This is a genomic window from Streptomyces sp. LARHCF249 (genome assembly GCF_052871255.1).
On the sequence record NZ_JBIXJQ010000001.1, the window covers coordinates 483,650 to 500,823 of the forward strand.

Genomic DNA, 17,174 nt, shown 5'->3' on the forward strand with positions numbered 1-17,174 from the left:
ACGGCTCCCACACCCTCCGGCTGGAGAACCTCGACACGAGCAACGGCCCCGACCTGCGGGTGCTGATCACCGACGCCCCGGTGCAGGAGGGCCCCGCCGGCCGTTACGGCAACACCTCGCACTCGGGTGTGACCTTTGGCCGCGGCGGTCGTTCACCGGCAGTGAGGAAGATCATCATCGTCCCGCAGGACGGGCCATGCGACTGAGCCGCGCCCTGTGTGCCGCGGCCGCGGCCCTGCTGCTCACGAGCTGCTCCGGTGCTCGCCCGGGATCCCCTCACCCTGGAATCCCGGCCGGTGAGCAGGGACGGGCCGACCTCATCAAATCCGCGCAGCTCGCCCTCGTGACCCGCTGTCTCGCCGGGCAGGGGCTGACCGTACCGGCCGCACGGGAGCGCCCTGAGGCCACCACCGCCGAGGGCAAGCGGCTCCAGGCCGCCCTCTTCGGCACCGACCCCCGCGAGCTGTCCCTCACCCTCCCCACCGGGTACACCGTCACGGCCAACACCGACGGCTGCCTCGCGAACGCGCAGCGCGCCCTCTACGGGGATCAGAGGCGGTGGTTCGAGGCCGAGGTGGTCGTCAACAACCTGCGCGCGGAAGCCCAGGCCCGGCTCGGTACCGACCCCGGTTACCGCGCCGCGCTTGCCCGCCGGACACGCTGCACCGACCAATCACCCGGAATCCGGCCGGAACCACCGGTGCCGGCCGCCACCGACCACTGCGACCGCGACAGCGGGCTGGCCGAGGCCAGGGCCCGCCTGGAACCGGCCCTGCTGGCCGCGGTACGTGCCGAACGGCGCGAGGAGCTGAGCACGTACCAACGGCTCCGTACGGTCGCCGTGCGGCGCGCCGCCGACCTGGCTTCCTCCTCTTCCACCACCACCCCCACCAACACCCCCTAGCACCGAAAGGACCACCCCCCATGACCATGCAGCGCGTCTTCACCTCCGCCGCCGTGGCACTCCTCGCCGTGACCGGAGCTCTGGCGGCCTCCACACAGGCCGGCGCGGCCGACTGCCCCAGCGGACACTTCTGCGCCTGGGAGCACGCCAACTTCGACGGCCAGCGAGCCAACTGGTCCGGCGATGACGGCTGGTGGGAGAGCTTTATCGCCGACGAGGACTCCTCGTGGGCCAACCACGGCATCTCGGGTCCGGGTGTCAAGGACCACGTCAAGGTGTACTCCCGCGCCCAGCAGGGCGGACACATGACCATCTGTCTGGCCCCCGGCCAGGAGGTCGGCTTCAACGGGGCCGCGAACGACAACGGCGACTCCCACACCTGGGCGATGAGCTGCTGAGCACACCGGCCTCCCGCATACCTCGGGCCGCATGAGTCCACGCCACGGGCCTGGACTCATGCGGCCCCGTCACCCCCCCCGCGGCTCCTGAGGCCCGGGGGGCATGTTGCAGAATCACTGACCGAGGCCAGTACCTGCGGACATGGGGAGTCCCGGACATGCGCGTGTTGTTGTCGACGTACGGATCGCGTGGCGACGTCGCACCGCTGGTGGGACTCGCGGTGCGGCTGCGGGAATTGGGCGCGGAGGTACGGGTGTGCGCCCCGCCGGACGAGGAGTTCGCGCAGCTGCCGGCCGGTACCGGCGTGGAGCTGGTGCCCTTCGGTCCGCCGGTGCGCGCGCTGGTGACCGGGGCCGTGCCGGTGGCGGGCGGTCCGCCGCAGCGCGCGGCCGAGTTGGTCGCCGCGCATTTCGACACGGTGGCCGCGGCGGCCGAGGGATGCGATGTGCTGGTGGCGACCGGTTTGATGCCCGCCGGTGTGCGGTCGGTGGCCGAGAAGCTGGGCATCCCGTACGTGTACGCGTGCTTCCATCCTTTCGAACTTCCGTCGCCGCACTACCGGCCGTCCTTGCGGCCCGGCCGCCCGAACCCGCCGGAGGTGACCGACCACCGGGCGCTGTGGGATCTGGACGCCGAGCGCGTGAACGCGCTGTACCGGGAGCCGCTCAACACCCACCGGGCGTCGATCGGTCTGCCGCCGGTGGACAACGTCCGCGACCACGTCTTCACCGACCGGCCGTGGCTGGCGGTGGACCCGGCCCTGGGTCCGTGGCAGGAGCTGACCGACCTCGACGTCGTCCAGACCGGCGCGTGGATCCTGCCGGACGAACGCCCGCTGCCGGACGAGGTGGTGGAGTTCCTGGATTCCGGCGCACCGCCGGTGTACGTGGGCTTCGGCAGCATGCCGATGCGCACCTCGCCGGACGTCGCCCGGGTGGCCGTCGAGGCGGTCCGGGCGCAGGGCCGGCGCGTACTCGTCGGGCGCGGCTGGGCCGGCCTGGCCCTGACCGACGACCAGGACGACTGCTTCGCCGTCGGCGAGGTCAACCACCAGGCGCTGTTCGGCCGGGTGGCCGCCGTCGTGCACCACGGCGGTGCGGGTACGACGACGACGGCCGCCCGGGCGGGCGCGCCCCAGGTGGTGGTCCCCCAGATGGTGGACCAGCCGTACTGGGCGGGCCGGGTGGCCGACCTGGGCATCGGCACGGCACACGACGGTCCGGTTCCGACCGCCGAGTCCCTGTCGGCCGCGCTCAGTGCCGCGTTGACTCCCGGGACCCGCGCTCGAGCGCGGGCCATGGCCGGTGTGATCCGTACCGACGGCACGACGGTGGCCGCGGAACTGCTGTTCGGCGCGGTCCACGGGGGCAGGGCGCCTGTGTGAGCCTCGGGGGGGCGGCGAGTCGGCTCCTTGCCACCGCTACCGGCCGGCGACCGGCAGGCGCACCATGTAGAGGTCGACCGGGTCCTGGGACTCCACGGTGAAGCCGTGGCGCTCGTACAGGCGCCGGGCGGCGCTGCCCTGGAGGACGTTCAGGCGGACGGGCACGCCGTCGGCGTCGGTCCGGTCCAGGAGTGTGCGCAGGACGGCCGAGCCGAGCCCCCGGCCCTGGGCACCCGGGGCGAGGTAGAAGTGCTCCAGCCACTGTCCGGTCCCGGCCGGGCGCATGGTGACGCAGCCGGCGAAGGCGCCGTCGGACACGATGACCGACGTGTGCCGCGGTGAGAAGGAATCCCGCAGCCGCTGCCGGACACCGTGCTCGTCGAACCGGCCCAGCCGCTCGAGGTCCGGGCGCATGACCACGGCCCGCAGCTCCGCGATCGTCTCGACATCGGCCGGCTCCGCGGGGCGCATGGCCCATCCGGCGGCCTTCGTACGCGCATCCACGGCCGGATTATGTCAGCGCGTCACGTGGGCTGCGTGGGGCGGGTGGTGCCGGGACGGCAGATCACCCTCGGGTTGTACGTCTCGAACGTGCCCAGCGGGTTCTTCTTCCACAGCCACAGGTGCAGCGCGTAGTGGACCGGCTGGCCCGGGTAGTGACCGCGCGCCGGGCCCTTGAACGGGGTACCGAACAGGCTGGGCCGGTCGTCGTCCGTCGCCAGGTTCTGGTCACGGTCGTAGACCATCCACTGCACCCCGACGAGGCGCTTGCCGCCGTGCCCGTCGTCCTCGTAGAACAGCGCGGTGGGTTTCGCCGGGTCGAGGGAATTGTCGAGCTCGTGGTTGAAGTGCGGGTAGCCCAGCGCCCCCGGTCCCTGCTTGTTGACGACGCAGTACTTGTCCGGCACATAGCCCGCCTCCACCGCGTTGGCGTGCTGGTGGAACCTGGCGGTCGCCTCGTACGTGATCGCGCGGGCGGCCGCGCCCCGACCGGTGTCGGCTCCGGCCGCGGGGGCGGCGACGAGCGCGAGGGTCAGCGAGGCAGCGATCGTGAGGACCGGGGGAAGGCTTCGGGCCATGTTCGGACTCCTAGGGACGGGCTGACGTCACGAGCAGCCTGTCCCCTGATCGCCCGGCCCGCCACACGGTGCGACAGGTCGGCTGACCGCCGCCCGGGTGACGGCGGGCCGGGCCGTACCGAACCCTGTCAGGGCGGAAGCGGCTCACTCCATCGAGCCACGGTGGTTTCACGCCACACCGCTCCAGGGAACCCGTGTGTCCGCAGAACTCGAGTGCCACGGAGGGTGCGGAACATGACGCAGGAGAACGCGACACCGGGCGAGCACGGTGCGCTGCACGACCTCGTGTCGGCCGTGTCCAAGGGCGCGCCCGAGTACCGGGCCTGCCCCCATCCCGTCTACGCCGCGCTGCGCGAACAGGCCCCGGTGTGCCGACTGACGCCTCCGCACGGGGTCGACACGTATCTCATCACCCGTTACGAGGACGCCCGGGACGCGCTGTCGGACCCGCGCTTCAGCAAGGACATGCGCGGGGCGATCGACACGTACCACGCCGTGTACGGCAGCTTCTTCGACGCCCTCGACGACAACGTCCTGAACTCGGACCCGCCCCGGCACACGCGCCTGCGCCGGGTTCTCCGGAGCGGTTTCACCCCCCGGCGGGTGGAGGAGATGCGGCCGAAGGTCACCGCGATCGCCGAGGGGCTTCTCGGCGCGTGCAGCAAGAGCGACGCGGTCGACCTGATGGCGTCGTTCGCGTTTCCGCTTCCCATCGCGGTCCTGTGCGACCTGATGGGCATCCCCGAAGGGGACCGCCCCGAGATCCTGGCGCACTTCGGGGTGGTGTCGCGCGCCAGGTTCGATCCCCGGATGGGGGCGGAGCTGCAGGCGGCCGAGGAGTGGCTGCGCGACCGGTTGGCCCGGCTCATCGCGTACACGCGCGCCCATCCGTCGGACTCGTTCCTCAGCGACCTCATCCGGGCGGAGGAGGAACTGGACGACGCCGAGCTGATCTCGTCGTTGTGGGTCCTCTTCTTCGCCGGACACAAGACGACCGCGTTCCAGATCGGCAACTCCGTGCTGAACCTGCTGCTCCATCCGGATCAGCTGGAGAAGCTCCGCAAGGACCCGGGGCTGATTCCGCGGGCGGTGGAGGAGATCGTCCGGTTCGAGGGATCCGTGGAGACCTCGACCTTCCGCTACGCGACGCAGGACGCGGAGGTCCGGGGGACGGTGATCCCCAAGGGCTCGCTCGTCCAGATCGCCCTCACCTCGGCGAACCGCGATCCCGAGAAGTTCGACTCCCCCGACGCCCTGGACGTGACGCGCGAGGGCCTGCAGAGCACGCACCTGGGCTTCGGCCACGGCACGCACTACTGCCTGGGCGCGCCGTTGGCGCGGCTCGAGCTCGAGATCGCCCTGTCCTGCATGCTGCGGGAGTTCCCGGAGATGGAACTGGCGGACGCGGAGTCCGCCAAGGGGGCATGGCTCAAGGGGCCGATGCCGGCGTTCCGGGGACTCCAGGAGCTCCGGCTCGTGCTGGAGCCGTCCCGGCCGGCCCGCCACGGCGCGGAGCGCGTGGCCTCCGTGGTCTCCGTGACCTCCGTGGGCTCCGTGGGCTCCGTGAGCTCCGGAAACTGACCGACCAACTGACCCAGCCCGACGGACGGTGGATTTGGCATGACAGATTCCGCGAGCACCTCCAGGCTCGGCCTCCTCGGAACGCCGACGGACGAGCCGCTGACCGCCGCCGCGGGCGCCGCAGCGGCCGCCGAGGACCTCGTCGGCCTCGCCCGGGACTCCTCGGTCCCGGGCGGGGCGGAAGCCCACGCGGCGCTGTCGAAGATCGACATGCACCATCACTTCTGCGCACCGGAATGGCGCGAATGGGCCGCACGGCACGGGCTGGTCAAACCCGAGAAGCTGCCCCCGTGGTCCCGGCTCGACACCGAGGCCTCGATCGGCTTCATGGACCGCGCGGGCATCACGACGGCGGTCCTCAAGCCCATGCTGCCGGCGCGCTACCGCTCCTCCGCACAGCTGCGTGAAGCGATCAACATCACGCTCCAGTCGATGCTCGAGGTGGCGAGTTCGCATCCGGGACGGTTCTCGTTCTACGTGCCGCTCTTCCTCGACGACCCCGACGCGTCGTCCTGGGCCGTACGCCGGGGGCTCGGGCAGCTCGGCGCCGTGGGTGTGAACGTGACGGCCAACTACGGCGGCGTCTACCTCGGCGATCCCGCGTACGACCGGGTGTTCCACGAGTTGAACGACCATTGCGCCGTGGTCGACACCCATCCGCACAACCTCCCGGACGGCGCTCCCGGGGCGGTGACGGTTCCGGGCATTCCGAACTTCATGTGCGACTTCCTGCTGGACACGACGCGCGCCGCAGTCAACATGATCGTCCATCGGACGCTCGACCGTTTCCCGGACATCTCCGTCATCCTGCCCCATGCCGGCGGCTTCGTGCCGTACATCGCCGGCCGGCTGGAGGCACTCGGACGGTTCTGCGACCCGCCCCTCGAACCGGCCGCGGTAGGCGACCACTTGCGACGCTTCTACTACGACACGGCGGGCCCCATGGCCGGCGCCGCGACCCTCCTCGACCACGTGCCCGCCGACCACATCCTCTTCGGAACGGACTGGCCCGCCGCCCCCGCCGACACCGTGACGAAGCTGGCGCTCCCCGCCCTGGAATCGGACCCCGCCTTCAGCGCGGACCAACTGCGGGGGATCTACCACGGCAACGCACTGCGCCTGATCCCGCAGCTGGCCAGCGTCTGACGCGTCACCACCTAGCCGACCGCGGGGCGCGGGTGGGTTTCGTACATGCGGATCGCGACCACCAGGCCGGAGCCTGCGGTGAGGGCGGCGACCGTCCAAGTGGCGGCGGTCAGACCGTATGCGGCGGCGAGGGCTCCGGCCAGCAGGGCACCGACGGCGAAGCCGCCGTCCCGCCACAGGCGGTAGACGCCGACGGCGCGGGCCCGCCAGGCGGGGTGGGCGACGTCGCCGATGACCGCGAGGAGGGTCGGGTAGACCAGCGCGGTGCCGATGCCGAGGAGCACCTGGGCCACGGCCCAGACGGGGAAGGCGGTTCCGGCGGCGACCAGGCAGAGGGCGGCGGCCTGGAGCAGCATGCCCCCGGTGATGAGGTGTTTGCGGCCGACGCGGTCGGACCACCAGCCGGTGAGGAGTTGGCCCGCGCCCCAGACCGCGGGGTAGATGGCGGCGAGGATGCCGATCTGCGTGATGGGCAGGCCGTGGGCGGCGAAGAGCAGGGGGAAGATGCCCCAGGCGAGGGCGTCGTTGAGGTTGTTGACCATGCCTGCCTGGCTCGCGGCGGACAGCGCCTTGTCGGTGAAGCTGGTGCGCCGGGTGACCTGGGCGGTGGTCAGGGCCGTTTCGGCGGTGGTCTGCACGGGGTGGAGGGCTGCTTCGGCGCGGGCGTGTTCACGGGTCTCGCGGATGAGGAGGGTGGACATGCCCAGGCCGAGGGCGGCGTAGGCGGCGCCGAGGAGGAACGGCTCGGGGCGCAGTCCGTAGTGGGCGGCGATGGCTCCGGTGGCCAGGGACGTGGCCGCGACCGCGACGTATCCGGCGGCTTCGTTGAACCCCATGGCGAGGCCGCGGCGTTCGGGGCCTGCCAGGTCGATCTTCATGATGACGGTGGTGGACCAGGTCAGGCCCTGGGAGGCGCCGAGCAGGATGTTCGCGGCGACGATCCAGCCCCATGTCGGGCCCCAGGCCAGCATGGCGGGTACGGGCAGGGCGATCAGCCAGCCCGCGATGAGGACGGGTTTGCGGCCGTAGCGGTCCGAGAGGGTGCCGGCGAAGAAGTTTACGGCCGCCTTGGTGGCGCCGAAGGCCAGGATGTAGGTCAGCGAGAACGCGGACGCGGCCAGGTGGAAAACCCGGTCGGCGAGCAGGGGCAGGACGACGCGTTCTTGGCCGAGCATGCCGCCGACGAGCGCGTTGACGGCGACGAGCAGGGTGAACTGGGCGAGGTTGGCGCGCAGCCCGAGCCGGATACGGGTGTGGCCGGCGGTCGGGTGTGCGGGGGCGGGAGTGCTCACTCACCCTCCTCGAGCGCGCGGCCGGTCGCCTCGGCCCAGTCGCCGGGGCCGCCGTCGAGGACGGCGAGGTCGCGGTGCCGGACGCGCTGGAGCAGGCTGGCGGCGGTCATCGCGCGTTCACCGTGCCCGCAGGCCACGACCGCACCGGCCGGAGCCTCGTCCGTGCGGGCCTGGAGTTCGCCGAGCTCGATGCCGATGGCGCCCGGGATGCGGCCGGCGGTGTGCTCGGCCCGCTGGCGGACGTCCAGGACCGGCCGCCCTGCGATCCGGTCGGCTGAGACGAAGGCGATCGTCTCCTGTGCGCCGCCCTGAGCGGTCCAGGCGTCCATGGCGCCGTCCAGGAATCCGGCCAGCCGCTCGTAGCCGATCTTCAGCGCCTGCCAGGTGATCTCGTCCAGGTCCTGCCCGGGAGCGGTCACGAAGACGAGCGGAGCGTCGTCGGGCAGCAGCCAGCCGAGCCAGGTGGCGAACTGGTCCCGGAGCGGGATCGAGAGCGCGCCGGGAACGTGGCCGGCGGCGAAGTCGGCCGCGGGGCGTACGTCGACGAGCTGCGCCCCCTCGGCGAGCAGCGTCCGTACGCGCTGGGTATCGAGTGCGCGCAGGAGCGGGGCGCCGGCCAGGACGGCGGGGCCGCGCCGGTTCAGTTCGCCGAGCCGGTCGAAGTAGGCGGGGTAGGAGCCGAGGCTGCCCAGCAGTCGGGCCGCGAAGGTGTCCTCGTCGGGTGCGGCCAGCAGGGGGTTGGCGCGTTTCTGGGCGCCGATGGTGGTGGTGCGTTCGGCGCCGGGCGGGGCGGAGCAGAAGGAGCCGGCGCCATGGGTGGGCCACACCGCCACGGGGTCGGGCAGCTGCGCCAGGCGCTGGAGCGAGCGGTACTGGGCGCGGGCCAGCTCCTGCGTGCGGTCGGCGCCGAGGAGGTCGGTGCGGGCGGCGGAACCGACGATCAGCGAGCCGCCGGTGAAGACTCCGAGCTCCCGGCCGGCGTCGAGGAGCAGGAAGGACAGGTGCTCATCGGTGTGGCCGGGCGTGGCCAGGGCCCGCAGCGTCAGCCCGCCGAGGTCGACCTCGTCGCCGTCTTCGAGGCCGCGGTGGGCGAAGGCCCGCATCCCGGCCGCGGAGGCGAGCACGGCCGCGCCGTCGTCGTGGGCGAGCTGGAGGGCGCCGGAGAGGAAGTCGGCGTGCAGGTGGGTGTCGGCCGCGAACGCGACCCGCAGTCCGCGCCGGTCCGCCGCGGCGCGCAGGGCGCGCAGGTCCCGGGCGGCGTCGACGGCCAGCGCCCGGCCGTCGCCGAGGTCGACGAGGTAGGCGCTGTTGCCCAGGCCGTGGTCTACCAGGGGCACGAGGTGAGCGTCGGCGAAGCCCATGAGTCCTCCAGTGTCGGGGTCGGTGCCGGGTCCCTTCCACGCCCGCCCCTCATATACAATATTCCATGGATTTATGGAGGATTCCATGGGAGACCCCGAGCGCAAGACCGCGCTGTACGACGCCTTCGCCCGCACGGGCAAGGCGCTGAGCAGCGGCAAGCGCCTGGAGCTGCTCGATCTGCTGGCCCAGGGGGAACGCACCGTCGACGCCCTCGCCAAGGCGGCCGCCCTCAACCTGACCACCGCCTCGGCGCACCTGCAGACCCTCAAGCAGGCCGGGCTCGTCACCACCCGCCGTGACGGCGTACGCGTCCACTACCGGCTCGCGGGCGACGACGTCGCGGCCCTGTACGCCCTCCTGCGCACCGTCGCCCAGGCCCACCAGGCCTCCGTAGAGCCCGCCCGCACGGCCTATCTCGGCACCCCCCAGGCCGAAGAGGTCAGCCGTGAGGACCTGCTCGCCCGCGCGCGGTCCGGCGAGATCGTGGTCCTCGACGTGCGCCCGGCGGAGGAGTACGCCGCCGGCCACATCCCGGGCGCGCTCTCCATCCCCGTCACCGAACTCGCCGACCGCATCGCCGAACTCCCCGACGACACGGAGGTCGTGGCGTATTGCCGGGGCGCCTACTGCGTCCTGGCCTACGAGGCCGTACGCCTCCTGCACGACCGCGGCCGCGCGGCGGTCCGCCTCACCGACGGCATGCTGGAATGGCGCCTGGCAGGCCTGCCCGTGGCCGCGGGGAGCGCCGCATGATCCCCGCCCCGAGCGGCACGCACGGAACAGAAGATGACCGGACCATGCACGACACGGTACGAAGTCCTTCGTGAACGCACAGATCCAGTCCGCGACCGTTCGGATATTCATCGCCCTCGCTCCGCCCGATGACGCCAAGGAGGAGCTGGCACGGGAACTGCGCCCCGCCCATGCCGCGTACCCGCGCATGCGGTGGAACCGGATCGAGGACTGGCACATCACCCTGGCGTTCCTCGGAGAACTGCCGGTCGCGACCGTCCCCCTCCTGCGGCCGCCGCTCGCGGCCCTCGCGGCGGCGCACCGGCCCGTACGGCTGGCCCTGCGCGGCGGCGGGCACTTCGACGAGCGGGTGCTGTGGAGCGGGATCGACGGGGACCTCGACGGCTTGCACGTGCTCGCCGCCGAGGTGCGCGCCGCGGTCAAGGAGTGCGGTGTGGCCTTCGAGGAGCGGCCGCTGCGCCCCCATCTGACGCTGGCCCGGTCCCGCCGGAACGCACCGCCCTGCGCGGTGGAGGCCGCCGAGGGACTCGCCGCGTTCGCCGGTCGCCCCTGGCAGGCCGAACGCCTGCACCTGGTCGGCAGCAACATCGGCCGCGGCCCCGGGCCGATCCACTACCGCGACATCGAGGCGTGGAACTTCGGCGGCGGGCTCTGACGGCACGTCGTACGTCGCCCTCGTACGTCGTACGTCGCACGTCGCACGTCGCACGTCGCGCGGAAAGGCCCCGCCGAAGTCACACCGGCGGGGCCCCGATCCCACGTGCGTGCGTCAGAGGGCGCTCTTCGACGCGCTGGCGACGACGCATTCCTTGTACTCGCTGCCGTCGCCCTTGCCGGTGTACGGCGTCGTGGCCTCGGCCGGCTTGGACGCGCCCGCCTTGACGGTGAGTGCGGCCACCTTGGCCTGCGCGGTGGTCGCGGTCGAGGTGGCGTCCCCGCGGAACTTCATGGTGATGTTGTAGGTGTAGTCCACCGAACCGCTGTTGGTGACGGTGAGCCTGGCGACCAGGTTCTTGCCCGAGCCGTCGAGCTTGCAGCTGTCGATCTTGATGTCGCGCTCGGCCTTGTTGCTGCTGGAACCGCCGGTGACGGAGCCAGTGGTCGAACCGCCGCTTGTGCTGGTGCTGCTGTTGTCGCTGTTGCCGCCGGTGCTGCCCCCGCTGGAGCTGCTGGAGCTCGAGCCGGAACTGCTGCTGCCACCGCAGCTGGCGCCGCTGGAGCCACGGGCTCCGGTGAGTGCGAAGACGGCGATACCGAAGACGGCGACCGCGCGGACATGACGAAGCTTCACGTTCAACCCCGTTGAAATATCAGGAACCGAGACCGCCCATCTTGACGGGCGCACGTCACCCTAACAGCGAACTCAGCTGGTCCCGTCCACGCTTGTGCGCTCGGTGTGGCCCCGGGTCCGTGCCGACATGCCTCGGTGCAGGCAGGCGGTGAGGCGCGCCGCGATGGTCCCGCCGGGGTCCAGGCGGGGGTTGAAGATCGTGACGTCGAGGCCGACGGCCCGTTCGCCGGCCAGAGCCGTGCGCAGCACGCTCTCCAGTTCTTCCCAACTCAGGCCGTCGGGAAGGCGGTAGTCGACGGCGGGCATGACCGCGTCGTCCAGGACGTCGACGTCGAGGTGGACCCAGTACCCGGCGCTCCCGCCGTGCGTGAGCCGGCTGACCGCCTCGCGCGCGGCGGTGGCGGCGCCGGCCGCGCGCACACCGTCGAGGTCGATCGCCCGCAGGTGTGGCGGCAGCGGTTGCATCCCCGCCTCGCGCGACTCGGCGCCGTCGCGGAAGCCGAACGCGACGGCGTCCTCGTCACGGAGCAGCGGCCCGCGCCCTTCCAGGTCGGTGAGCGTCCCGGGGCCGCGGCCGGTGGCGAGGGCGAGTTCCATCGAGGCCGCCTCGCCGGCCGGCTCCGCCGACGGCTGGTAGAAGTCGGTGTGGCCGTCGAGGAACAGCAGGCCGTAGCGGCCGCGGCGGCGCAGGGCGAGGAGGCTGCCGAGCAGGATGCTGCAGTCGCCGCCGAGGACCACGGGGAAGCGGCCGTCGTCGAGAACGGCGCCGACCGCGTCGGCCAGCAGGACGGAGTACCGCGCGATGCCGACGGGGTTGAGGATCCCGGTGTCGGGGTCCCGCCGGGAGTCGTACTCCGGTGCCTCGACCCGGCCGGCGTGCACGAGCCCGGGGTGGTCCAGCAGACCGGCGCCGAGCAGCGCCGCCGGCAGGTCCTGGACGCCGGACGGGCGCAGCCCCAGCACGGACGGTGCTTCGATGATCGCCATGTCGTGCACGTCTGCGCCCCTTCGCCGCCCGTCGAGGACCGCCGCCACGGACCCATGGTCCCGCACGACGGCCGCCCGTGCCGAGCCGACGGGCGTCGGGGCAGGTCAGCCGGCGTCGAGGACCAGGTCGGCGCGGTGGCGGCCGGCGGCGACGAGGCGGGCGTTCGGCTCGTCCGAGCGGTCCACCCACGCGCGTGCGTGCGCGGGGTCCTTGCCGTGGCGTACGTGCCGGTCGACCAGGCGCCGGACCCGCAGGTCCTCGTCCGGGGCGAGGTACCAGGCCTCGTCCAGCAGCGGCCGCACCGACGCCCACTCCCCCGCGTCGTGCAGCAGGTAGTTCCCTTCGGTGATCACCAGCGGTACGCCCGGGGTGACCGGGATGCTGCCCGCGATCGGTTCCTCGAGGGCGCGGTCGAAGGCGGGTGCGTACACGGTGGCCGCGCACACCGGGTCCGCGCCCGCCTCGGACCGGTCCGATCCGCGCAGGCGGCGCAGCAGGGAGACGTACCCGGCCGCGTCGAAGGTGTCCGGAGCGCCCTTGCGGTCGGCCCGCCCCACCCGGACCAGCTCGGCCTGGGCGAGGTGGAACCCGTCCATCGGGACCACCACCGCCGTCTCCGGCCCGAGCGCTTCGGCGAGCCGGGCGGCCAGCGTCGACTTTCCGGCCCCGGGCGGTCCGGCGATGCCGAGGATCCGCCGGCCGCCCCGGGCGGCCAGCGCGGCCGCCCTCGCTACGAGTTCCGTCGTCGTCTGCACGGGTCCATCCTGCCCGACCTCAGGTACCGGGCAGCGCGCTTTTGAGCTTGGTGTGCAGGTCGTTCGCGAGTTGCTTATCCGAGGGCGGTTTGTCGGTGTAGAGGCGGCGCAGTTCGGTGGTGAAGGTCTGGGTGAAGGCGCCGTACAGGGGGGTGCGGGGTCGCTGGACGGCGTTCTGCAGCGCGGGCAGCAGGGTGTCGCGCGCGTACTTCGGGCGGCCGTGCTCGTCCCGCGGCATGCGGTCGGTGCTCTCGGCGTTCGGGGTGGCCGGGACGGGCGGCTTCGCCACGCGGCACGTCACGTCCTTGTCTTTGTACGCGGACAGCCTGGTGGCCGCGAACCCCGCGTCGAGCAGACAGCGTTCGCTCTCCTGGCCGGTGAGGAACCTGATCAGCTCCTGCGCCGCCGGCCCCCGCTTCGACGCCTTGCTCACGGCCAGGTTCTGGCCGCCCAGGACCGCTCTGCCGGGCAGCGGGGCCACCCCCAGCTGCTGGTCGGTCAGGGACTGGTGCAGGGTGCGGTAGGCGTACGGCCAGTGGCGCAGGAAGGCGGTCCGTCCGTCGGCGAAGTCGCCGAGGGACTCGGCCTCGTCGGAGCGGCCGGCGTCCCCGAGCGTATAGGGGGCCTTCGTGCGGTCGCGCAGCTCCGTCAGCCCCGCCTCCAGGGTGGACACGGAACCGGTGTACCGGCCGGCGGCGTCGGTGAGGGAGAAGCCCTCGCCGGCGGAGGCAAACGCCTCGATGCCGTTGACGGTGAGGCCCTCGTACGGGGCGAGCTGGGTGGTCCACCCCTTCTCGTAGCCGTCCGCCGCACTGCGACCGGCGTCCCCCACGGTGCCGATCAGCTGCTGGACCGTGGACCATTCGGTGCCCTCGCCGAGCTGGGTGTCCGTGACGCCCGCCTTCTTCAGGTAGTCGGGCCGGTAGAAGAGCAGCCCGACATCGCTGTTGAACGGGACGGCGTACGTCTTCCCGGCCCAGCGGGCGGTGGCGGCGACGGAGGGGATGACGTCCTCCGCGTCCAGCAGCTCGTCGGGGAGCTCCTGGACCAGGCCAGCGTCCGCGAACTCCGGTACCCAGGTCACGTCGAGGTTGACCACGTCGTAGTCCGCGCTGCCGGACTGAAGCGCGCCGAGCAGCTGGCTGCGCTGCTGGTCCGCCGAGCCGGGGAGCTCGACCAGCCGGGCCCGGGAGCCGGAACCCTTCTCCTCCTGCTGCCGGTTCCACTGCTCGATCAGCTTCTGCCGGATGCCCCCCTTGCCGGTGACGTCGCGTCCGCTGGCCACCACGATGTCGCCCTCGGGGGCGGCCGCGCCGGCCGGCTGGCCCGTCGCCCCGGACCCGGCGTCGCCGCTCCCGCTGCACGCTCCCAGCGCGAGCACCGCCACGAGGACCGCCGCGAGGGCCCGGGCCGGGGCGCGAAGGCCCGGCCCGGACGTGCCGCGCCGTCTGCTGCCGCGCGTCACCCCGCGTCTCCCGTTCCCGCCCGGGCGACCTCGTCCCGCAGCCCGGCCACCAGATCGGTCCTGGTGTCCAGGCAACGCCCGCCGCTCGCCTCGGAGATGACGGCGTCCGGCTTGCCCTTGTCGCAGCCGCCGCTGTCCAGGGATGCCATGACCACCGGAACCTTCCTCTCCCGCGCGTACGCGCGCAAACCGTCGAGCCGTCCGCCCTCGGTCAGCCGGTTGTTGTCCTCGTCGTCGGTGATGTAGACGATCAGCTGCGGACGGTCGTCGTCGGCGCCGCGCCGGGCCATGTCGTCCAGGGCCGCCGTCAGGGCACGGTACGGATCCGCCTCCATGTCCTTGACCTGGGCCCGTTGATCGATGGCGCGCTCGGCTTCCTCGCGCCGGTACCGGCCGAAGGGCAGCAGTTCCTGGTGGGCGAGCGGGGCACCGGGCGCGGCCGCGACCGCCCAGACGCCGTACTCGTCCTGGTCCCCCAGTCCGCCGAGCGACTGCTTGACGATGCCGGGCGCACCGCCCGGCCCCTCCCACAGGTCGCCCATCGAGCCGGAGCTGTCGACCAGGAACAGAACCCGTCCGGGCCCGTTCGCGTCCCGGTACTCCTTAAGGGCCGCGGCCATCGCGGCCTGCCGGGCGGGAGCGCCCAGGGCGCCGGGGTTTTCCAGTGCGCCGAAGTCCCTGAAAGTGAGGTCGGGGGCGAGGGGGCGGTGTTCCCCTGCGGCCTTGCGGAAGCCGTCCTTGCCGAACTCGACGAGTCCGCCGCGGATCTCCGCCGTGCCCGGACCGTTCCCTGTCAGCCAGGCACGGAACCGCTCGACCGCCTCCTGCCGCGCGTCCTTGTCGCGGTCGGCCTCCCGCCAGCGCACCCGTACGAACGTCGGGTCCAGGCCCGGCGCGTCGTCGGGGTAGGCGGCCAGCCGCCGGGCCCGCGTCGTGCTGTCGCAGTCCACGCCGGACTTCATCAGGAACTCCGGTACCAGGGCGGCGGTGCGGTCGTCGACGGAGTCGTCGTCGGGCAGCAGGCACAGCAGGTTCCCGCCGGTGGGCGCGGGTGGACCGGGCTGCGCGACGCGGCCCTCGGCGGTGGCGGCGTTCGTGCCGCCCGCGCTGCCGGCACCTCCCGCACCGTACAGCCCGATGGTCGCCACCAGGCCCGAGTCCGTGTGCTCCGGGTCCGGGCGCCGTACCTCCGCCTTCGGTTCGCGCGTGCGCAGTGCGTCCATCAGCGTCGTGAGCCCCCCGGTCCGGTCGGCGAGCGCCTCCGGCGCGAGGTGCTGCGGTACCGCGAGCACGAGGGGCGAGTAGGCGAACGGGGCCGGGTCGACCTGCAGTTCCGCGTAGCTGCGCTGGTCCTGGGGCGGGCGGGCGCGGGCGGCGCTCGCCGAGGTCGCGGGGATCCAGATGTCCGGCTGGGGGCCGATGTCGCGCTGCGGGTTGACCGCCTCGGAGGTGGGCCGCTGCCAGGGGTCGGACTGGTCGTGGAACGCGGCGACGACGTCCGCGGCGCCGGCGCTGTACACGGTGATGCCGCTGCGCCGGCAGCCGTCACCGGTCCGGTTCGCGTCCGACACCAGGTACACCTCCGTCGCCTTGCGTACGGTGGACTCGATGTCGGGATCGGTGAGCAGCCGGAGTTCGAGCGGAGGCTTGCAGGGTTGCCCGCCGCCCAGGAGTTCCCCGGCGAGGAGGAACCCGGCAGGGACGAGCCCCGCGAGCACGGTGAGCACTCCGGCGGTGACCGCGATAGCACGGGACCGGCCGGTCAGGCGCCTGCCGCCGGTGCGGAGCGGACCGCCTGCCGGGCGCGGACGGCGCGTTCCGGGAAGTGGCCACCGGGACCGCCGGTGCGGTAACGGCGTGTCCGGCACGGCTGTCAGGTCCGGGCGGCCGGTCCCGGGACCCGCTCCCGGATCCGCCCCGTCCTCCGGCCGGCCCGCGCCGCCCGCACCGCCCGCACCGCCCGCACCGCCCGCACCGCCCGCACCGCCCGCGGAGCCCGCGGAGCCTGCCGCGAGCAGCACGTCCGTGCCCGCATCGGCCTGGCGGCTCTGCGGCTCCCAGTGCTCGGCGGGCTCGCGCAGCGTCGTGTGATGCACGGACATGTACGCCCACACCCGCTCCGCCAGCTCCTTGAAGCCCACGGGAGGCGCGGAAGCGGCGTGCGGGTCGACGCGCAGTTGGCGGATCAGCTCCGCGGTGAAGGGGGTCGGGGTGGTGTCGTCCCCCGCGTCGATCCGGTTGTTGGCCTGCACGCTCATCAACAGCGAGATCCGGTGCCGCTGCGAGGTGTCGAGCGCGTCCCAGGCCGCCGAGGCGTTACCCGCGTAGCAGCAGTCGAGCACGACGACCACGTGCTCCGCCCTGGTGCGGGTCAGCACGGCCAGGACGCTCTTCCAGGGGACGGCCCCCCGGAACACCGACTCCGTGCCCGCCACGATCGTTGCCGCGCGCATCAGGAGCCACAGTTCGTCACCGGTGCTGGGCACGGCGCCGTGCCCGGAGAAGTACAGCAGGAGCAGGCCCTCGGCCTGTTCGACGGCCTCGTCCAGGCGACGGTCGAACTCGTCCACGTTGCGCGGCCGGACGACTCCGATCTCGCCCTCGCCGAACACGCCGCCCCCGCGCAGCACGGCCTCGAGGCCGACCAGGTTGTGCTCGACCGCCCCGAGGTCGCCGGGCACTCCGAACGGGTGGCCGGGCTGCGTGAACTCGTACGCGGGCACGCCGACGAGCAGCGCCCGGTTCACCCTCCCGCGCGGATCGAAGCGCGCCACC

General features: G+C 72.9%; 16 protein-coding genes and 1 pseudogene. 8 read left to right on the forward strand and 9 right to left on the reverse strand.

Features of this window, described 5'->3' with window-relative positions; genetic code table 11:
- From ACIPUC_RS02435 to ACIPUC_RS02450, 4 genes and pseudogenes are all read left to right on the forward strand, one after another.
- Positions 1 to 206 (forward strand): annotated as a pseudogene (locus tag ACIPUC_RS02435) (hypothetical protein); the annotation flags it as partial.
- Entirely contained in the window at positions 197 to 904 is a 708-nt protein-coding gene (locus ACIPUC_RS02440) for a hypothetical protein (RefSeq protein WP_446586317.1), read from the forward strand. The pseudogene ACIPUC_RS02435 and the gene ACIPUC_RS02440, both read left to right, overlap by 10 nt.
- A gap of 26 nt (positions 905 to 930) precedes the next feature.
- On the forward strand, positions 931 to 1,302 hold the full coding sequence (locus tag ACIPUC_RS02445) for a peptidase inhibitor family I36 protein (RefSeq protein ID WP_446586762.1): 372 nt from the start codon (positions 931 to 933) through the stop codon (positions 1,300 to 1,302).
- A 158-nt stretch (positions 1,303 to 1,460) separates the two neighbouring features.
- Positions 1,461 to 2,687, forward strand: coding sequence for a nucleotide disphospho-sugar-binding domain-containing protein (locus tag ACIPUC_RS02450; protein ID WP_446586318.1), 1,227 nt, complete (start codon positions 1,461 to 1,463; stop codon positions 2,685 to 2,687).
- A 36-nt stretch (positions 2,688 to 2,723) separates the two neighbouring features.
- Here ACIPUC_RS02450 and ACIPUC_RS02455 read toward each other — a convergent pair whose 3' ends face one another.
- Positions 2,724 to 3,158, reverse strand: coding sequence for an N-acetyltransferase family protein (locus ACIPUC_RS02455; protein WP_446586763.1), 435 nt, complete (start codon positions 3,156 to 3,158; stop codon positions 2,724 to 2,726).
- Positions 3,159 to 3,211: 53 nt separating this feature from the next.
- On the reverse strand, positions 3,212 to 3,766 hold the full coding sequence (locus ACIPUC_RS02460) for a hypothetical protein (protein ID WP_446586319.1): 555 nt from the start codon (positions 3,764 to 3,766) through the stop codon (positions 3,212 to 3,214).
- Positions 3,767 to 4,000: 234 nt separating this feature from the next.
- On the opposite strand from ACIPUC_RS02460, the gene ACIPUC_RS02465 reads away from it, so the two are divergent.
- A complete protein-coding gene (locus tag ACIPUC_RS02465; RefSeq protein WP_446586320.1) occupies positions 4,001 to 5,347 on the forward strand; it encodes a cytochrome P450 family protein in 1,347 nt (448 codons plus the stop codon).
- A 39-nt stretch (positions 5,348 to 5,386) separates the two neighbouring features.
- Positions 5,387 to 6,493, forward strand: a complete 1,107-nt coding sequence (locus ACIPUC_RS02470; protein WP_446586321.1) for an amidohydrolase family protein — start codon at positions 5,387 to 5,389, stop codon at positions 6,491 to 6,493.
- Positions 6,494 to 6,504: 11 nt separating this feature from the next.
- On the opposite strand, the gene ACIPUC_RS02475 is transcribed toward ACIPUC_RS02470, so the two are convergent.
- Complete coding sequence (locus tag ACIPUC_RS02475) at positions 6,505 to 7,785, reverse strand: MFS transporter (protein WP_446586322.1); 1,281 nt, start codon at positions 7,783 to 7,785, stop codon at positions 6,505 to 6,507.
- A complete protein-coding gene (locus ACIPUC_RS02480) occupies positions 7,782 to 9,122 on the reverse strand; it encodes an MBL fold metallo-hydrolase (protein ID WP_446586323.1) in 1,341 nt (446 codons plus the stop codon). Before ACIPUC_RS02480 ends, ACIPUC_RS02475 begins: the two co-directional genes overlap by 4 nt.
- Before the next feature lie 109 nt (positions 9,123 to 9,231).
- On the opposite strand from ACIPUC_RS02480, the gene ACIPUC_RS02485 reads away from it, so the two are divergent.
- Positions 9,232 to 9,900 carry an ArsR/SmtB family transcription factor gene (locus ACIPUC_RS02485; protein WP_446586324.1) on the forward strand — a complete coding sequence of 223 codons (669 nt, stop codon included), beginning with the start codon at positions 9,232 to 9,234 and terminating at the stop codon, positions 9,898 to 9,900.
- A gap of 70 nt (positions 9,901 to 9,970) precedes the next feature.
- Positions 9,971 to 10,555 (forward strand): RNA 2',3'-cyclic phosphodiesterase, encoded by a 585-nt coding sequence (gene thpR, locus ACIPUC_RS02490; RefSeq protein WP_446586325.1) that lies wholly within the window; start codon positions 9,971 to 9,973, stop codon positions 10,553 to 10,555.
- Between the two features lie 114 nt (positions 10,556 to 10,669).
- Here the strand turns inward: thpR and ACIPUC_RS02495 are convergent, their stop codons facing one another.
- The 5 genes from ACIPUC_RS02495 to ACIPUC_RS02515 form a co-directional block, all read right to left on the reverse strand.
- Positions 10,670 to 11,191: a hypothetical protein gene (locus ACIPUC_RS02495; RefSeq protein WP_446586326.1), complete on the reverse strand. Its 522-nt coding sequence runs from the start codon at positions 11,189 to 11,191 to the stop codon at positions 10,670 to 10,672.
- A 72-nt stretch (positions 11,192 to 11,263) separates the two neighbouring features.
- The gene (locus tag ACIPUC_RS02500) at positions 11,264 to 12,178 is read right to left on the reverse strand and encodes an arginase family protein (protein ID WP_446586764.1); all 915 of its coding nucleotides are present in this window, start codon (positions 12,176 to 12,178) and stop codon (positions 11,264 to 11,266) included.
- Between the two features lie 105 nt (positions 12,179 to 12,283).
- Positions 12,284 to 12,934 (reverse strand): nucleoside/nucleotide kinase family protein, encoded by a 651-nt coding sequence (locus ACIPUC_RS02505; RefSeq protein WP_446586327.1) that lies wholly within the window; start codon positions 12,932 to 12,934, stop codon positions 12,284 to 12,286.
- 19 nt (positions 12,935 to 12,953) lie between these two features.
- Positions 12,954 to 14,399 (reverse strand): extracellular solute-binding protein, encoded by a 1,446-nt coding sequence (locus ACIPUC_RS02510; RefSeq protein WP_446586328.1) that lies wholly within the window; start codon positions 14,397 to 14,399, stop codon positions 12,954 to 12,956.
- Positions 14,396 to 17,173, reverse strand: a complete 2,778-nt coding sequence (locus ACIPUC_RS02515; RefSeq protein WP_446586329.1) for a VWA domain-containing protein — start codon at positions 17,171 to 17,173, stop codon at positions 14,396 to 14,398. The genes ACIPUC_RS02510 and ACIPUC_RS02515 overlap by 4 nt, the downstream gene beginning before the upstream one ends.
- Position 17,174 lies beyond the last annotated feature (1 nt).

What these genes read in the sequence shown, in the direction of transcription:
- ACIPUC_RS02450 (WP_446586318.1), top strand. Translation starts at nt 1,461, where the DNA reads ATGCGCGTGTTGTTGTCGACGTACGGATCGCGTGGCGACGTCGCACCG.
- ACIPUC_RS02485 (WP_446586324.1), top strand. Translation starts at nt 9,232, where the DNA reads ATGGGAGACCCCGAGCGCAAGACCGCGCTGTACGACGCCTTCGCCCGC.
- ACIPUC_RS02460 (WP_446586319.1), bottom strand. Translation starts at nt 3,766, where the DNA reads ATGGCCCGAAGCCTTCCCCCGGTCCTCACGATCGCTGCCTCGCTGACC.
- ACIPUC_RS02455 (WP_446586763.1), bottom strand. Translation starts at nt 3,158, where the DNA reads ATGCGCCCCGCGGAGCCGGCCGATGTCGAGACGATCGCGGAGCTGCGG.
- ACIPUC_RS02440 (WP_446586317.1), top strand. Translation starts at nt 197, where the DNA reads ATGCGACTGAGCCGCGCCCTGTGTGCCGCGGCCGCGGCCCTGCTGCTC.
- ACIPUC_RS02445 (WP_446586762.1), top strand. Translation starts at nt 931, where the DNA reads ATGCAGCGCGTCTTCACCTCCGCCGCCGTGGCACTCCTCGCCGTGACC.
- ACIPUC_RS02500 (WP_446586764.1), bottom strand. Translation starts at nt 12,178, where the DNA reads ATGGCGATCATCGAAGCACCGTCCGTGCTGGGGCTGCGCCCGTCCGGC.
- ACIPUC_RS02465 (WP_446586320.1), top strand. Translation starts at nt 4,001, where the DNA reads ATGACGCAGGAGAACGCGACACCGGGCGAGCACGGTGCGCTGCACGAC.
- ACIPUC_RS02470 (WP_446586321.1), top strand. Translation starts at nt 5,387, where the DNA reads ATGACAGATTCCGCGAGCACCTCCAGGCTCGGCCTCCTCGGAACGCCG.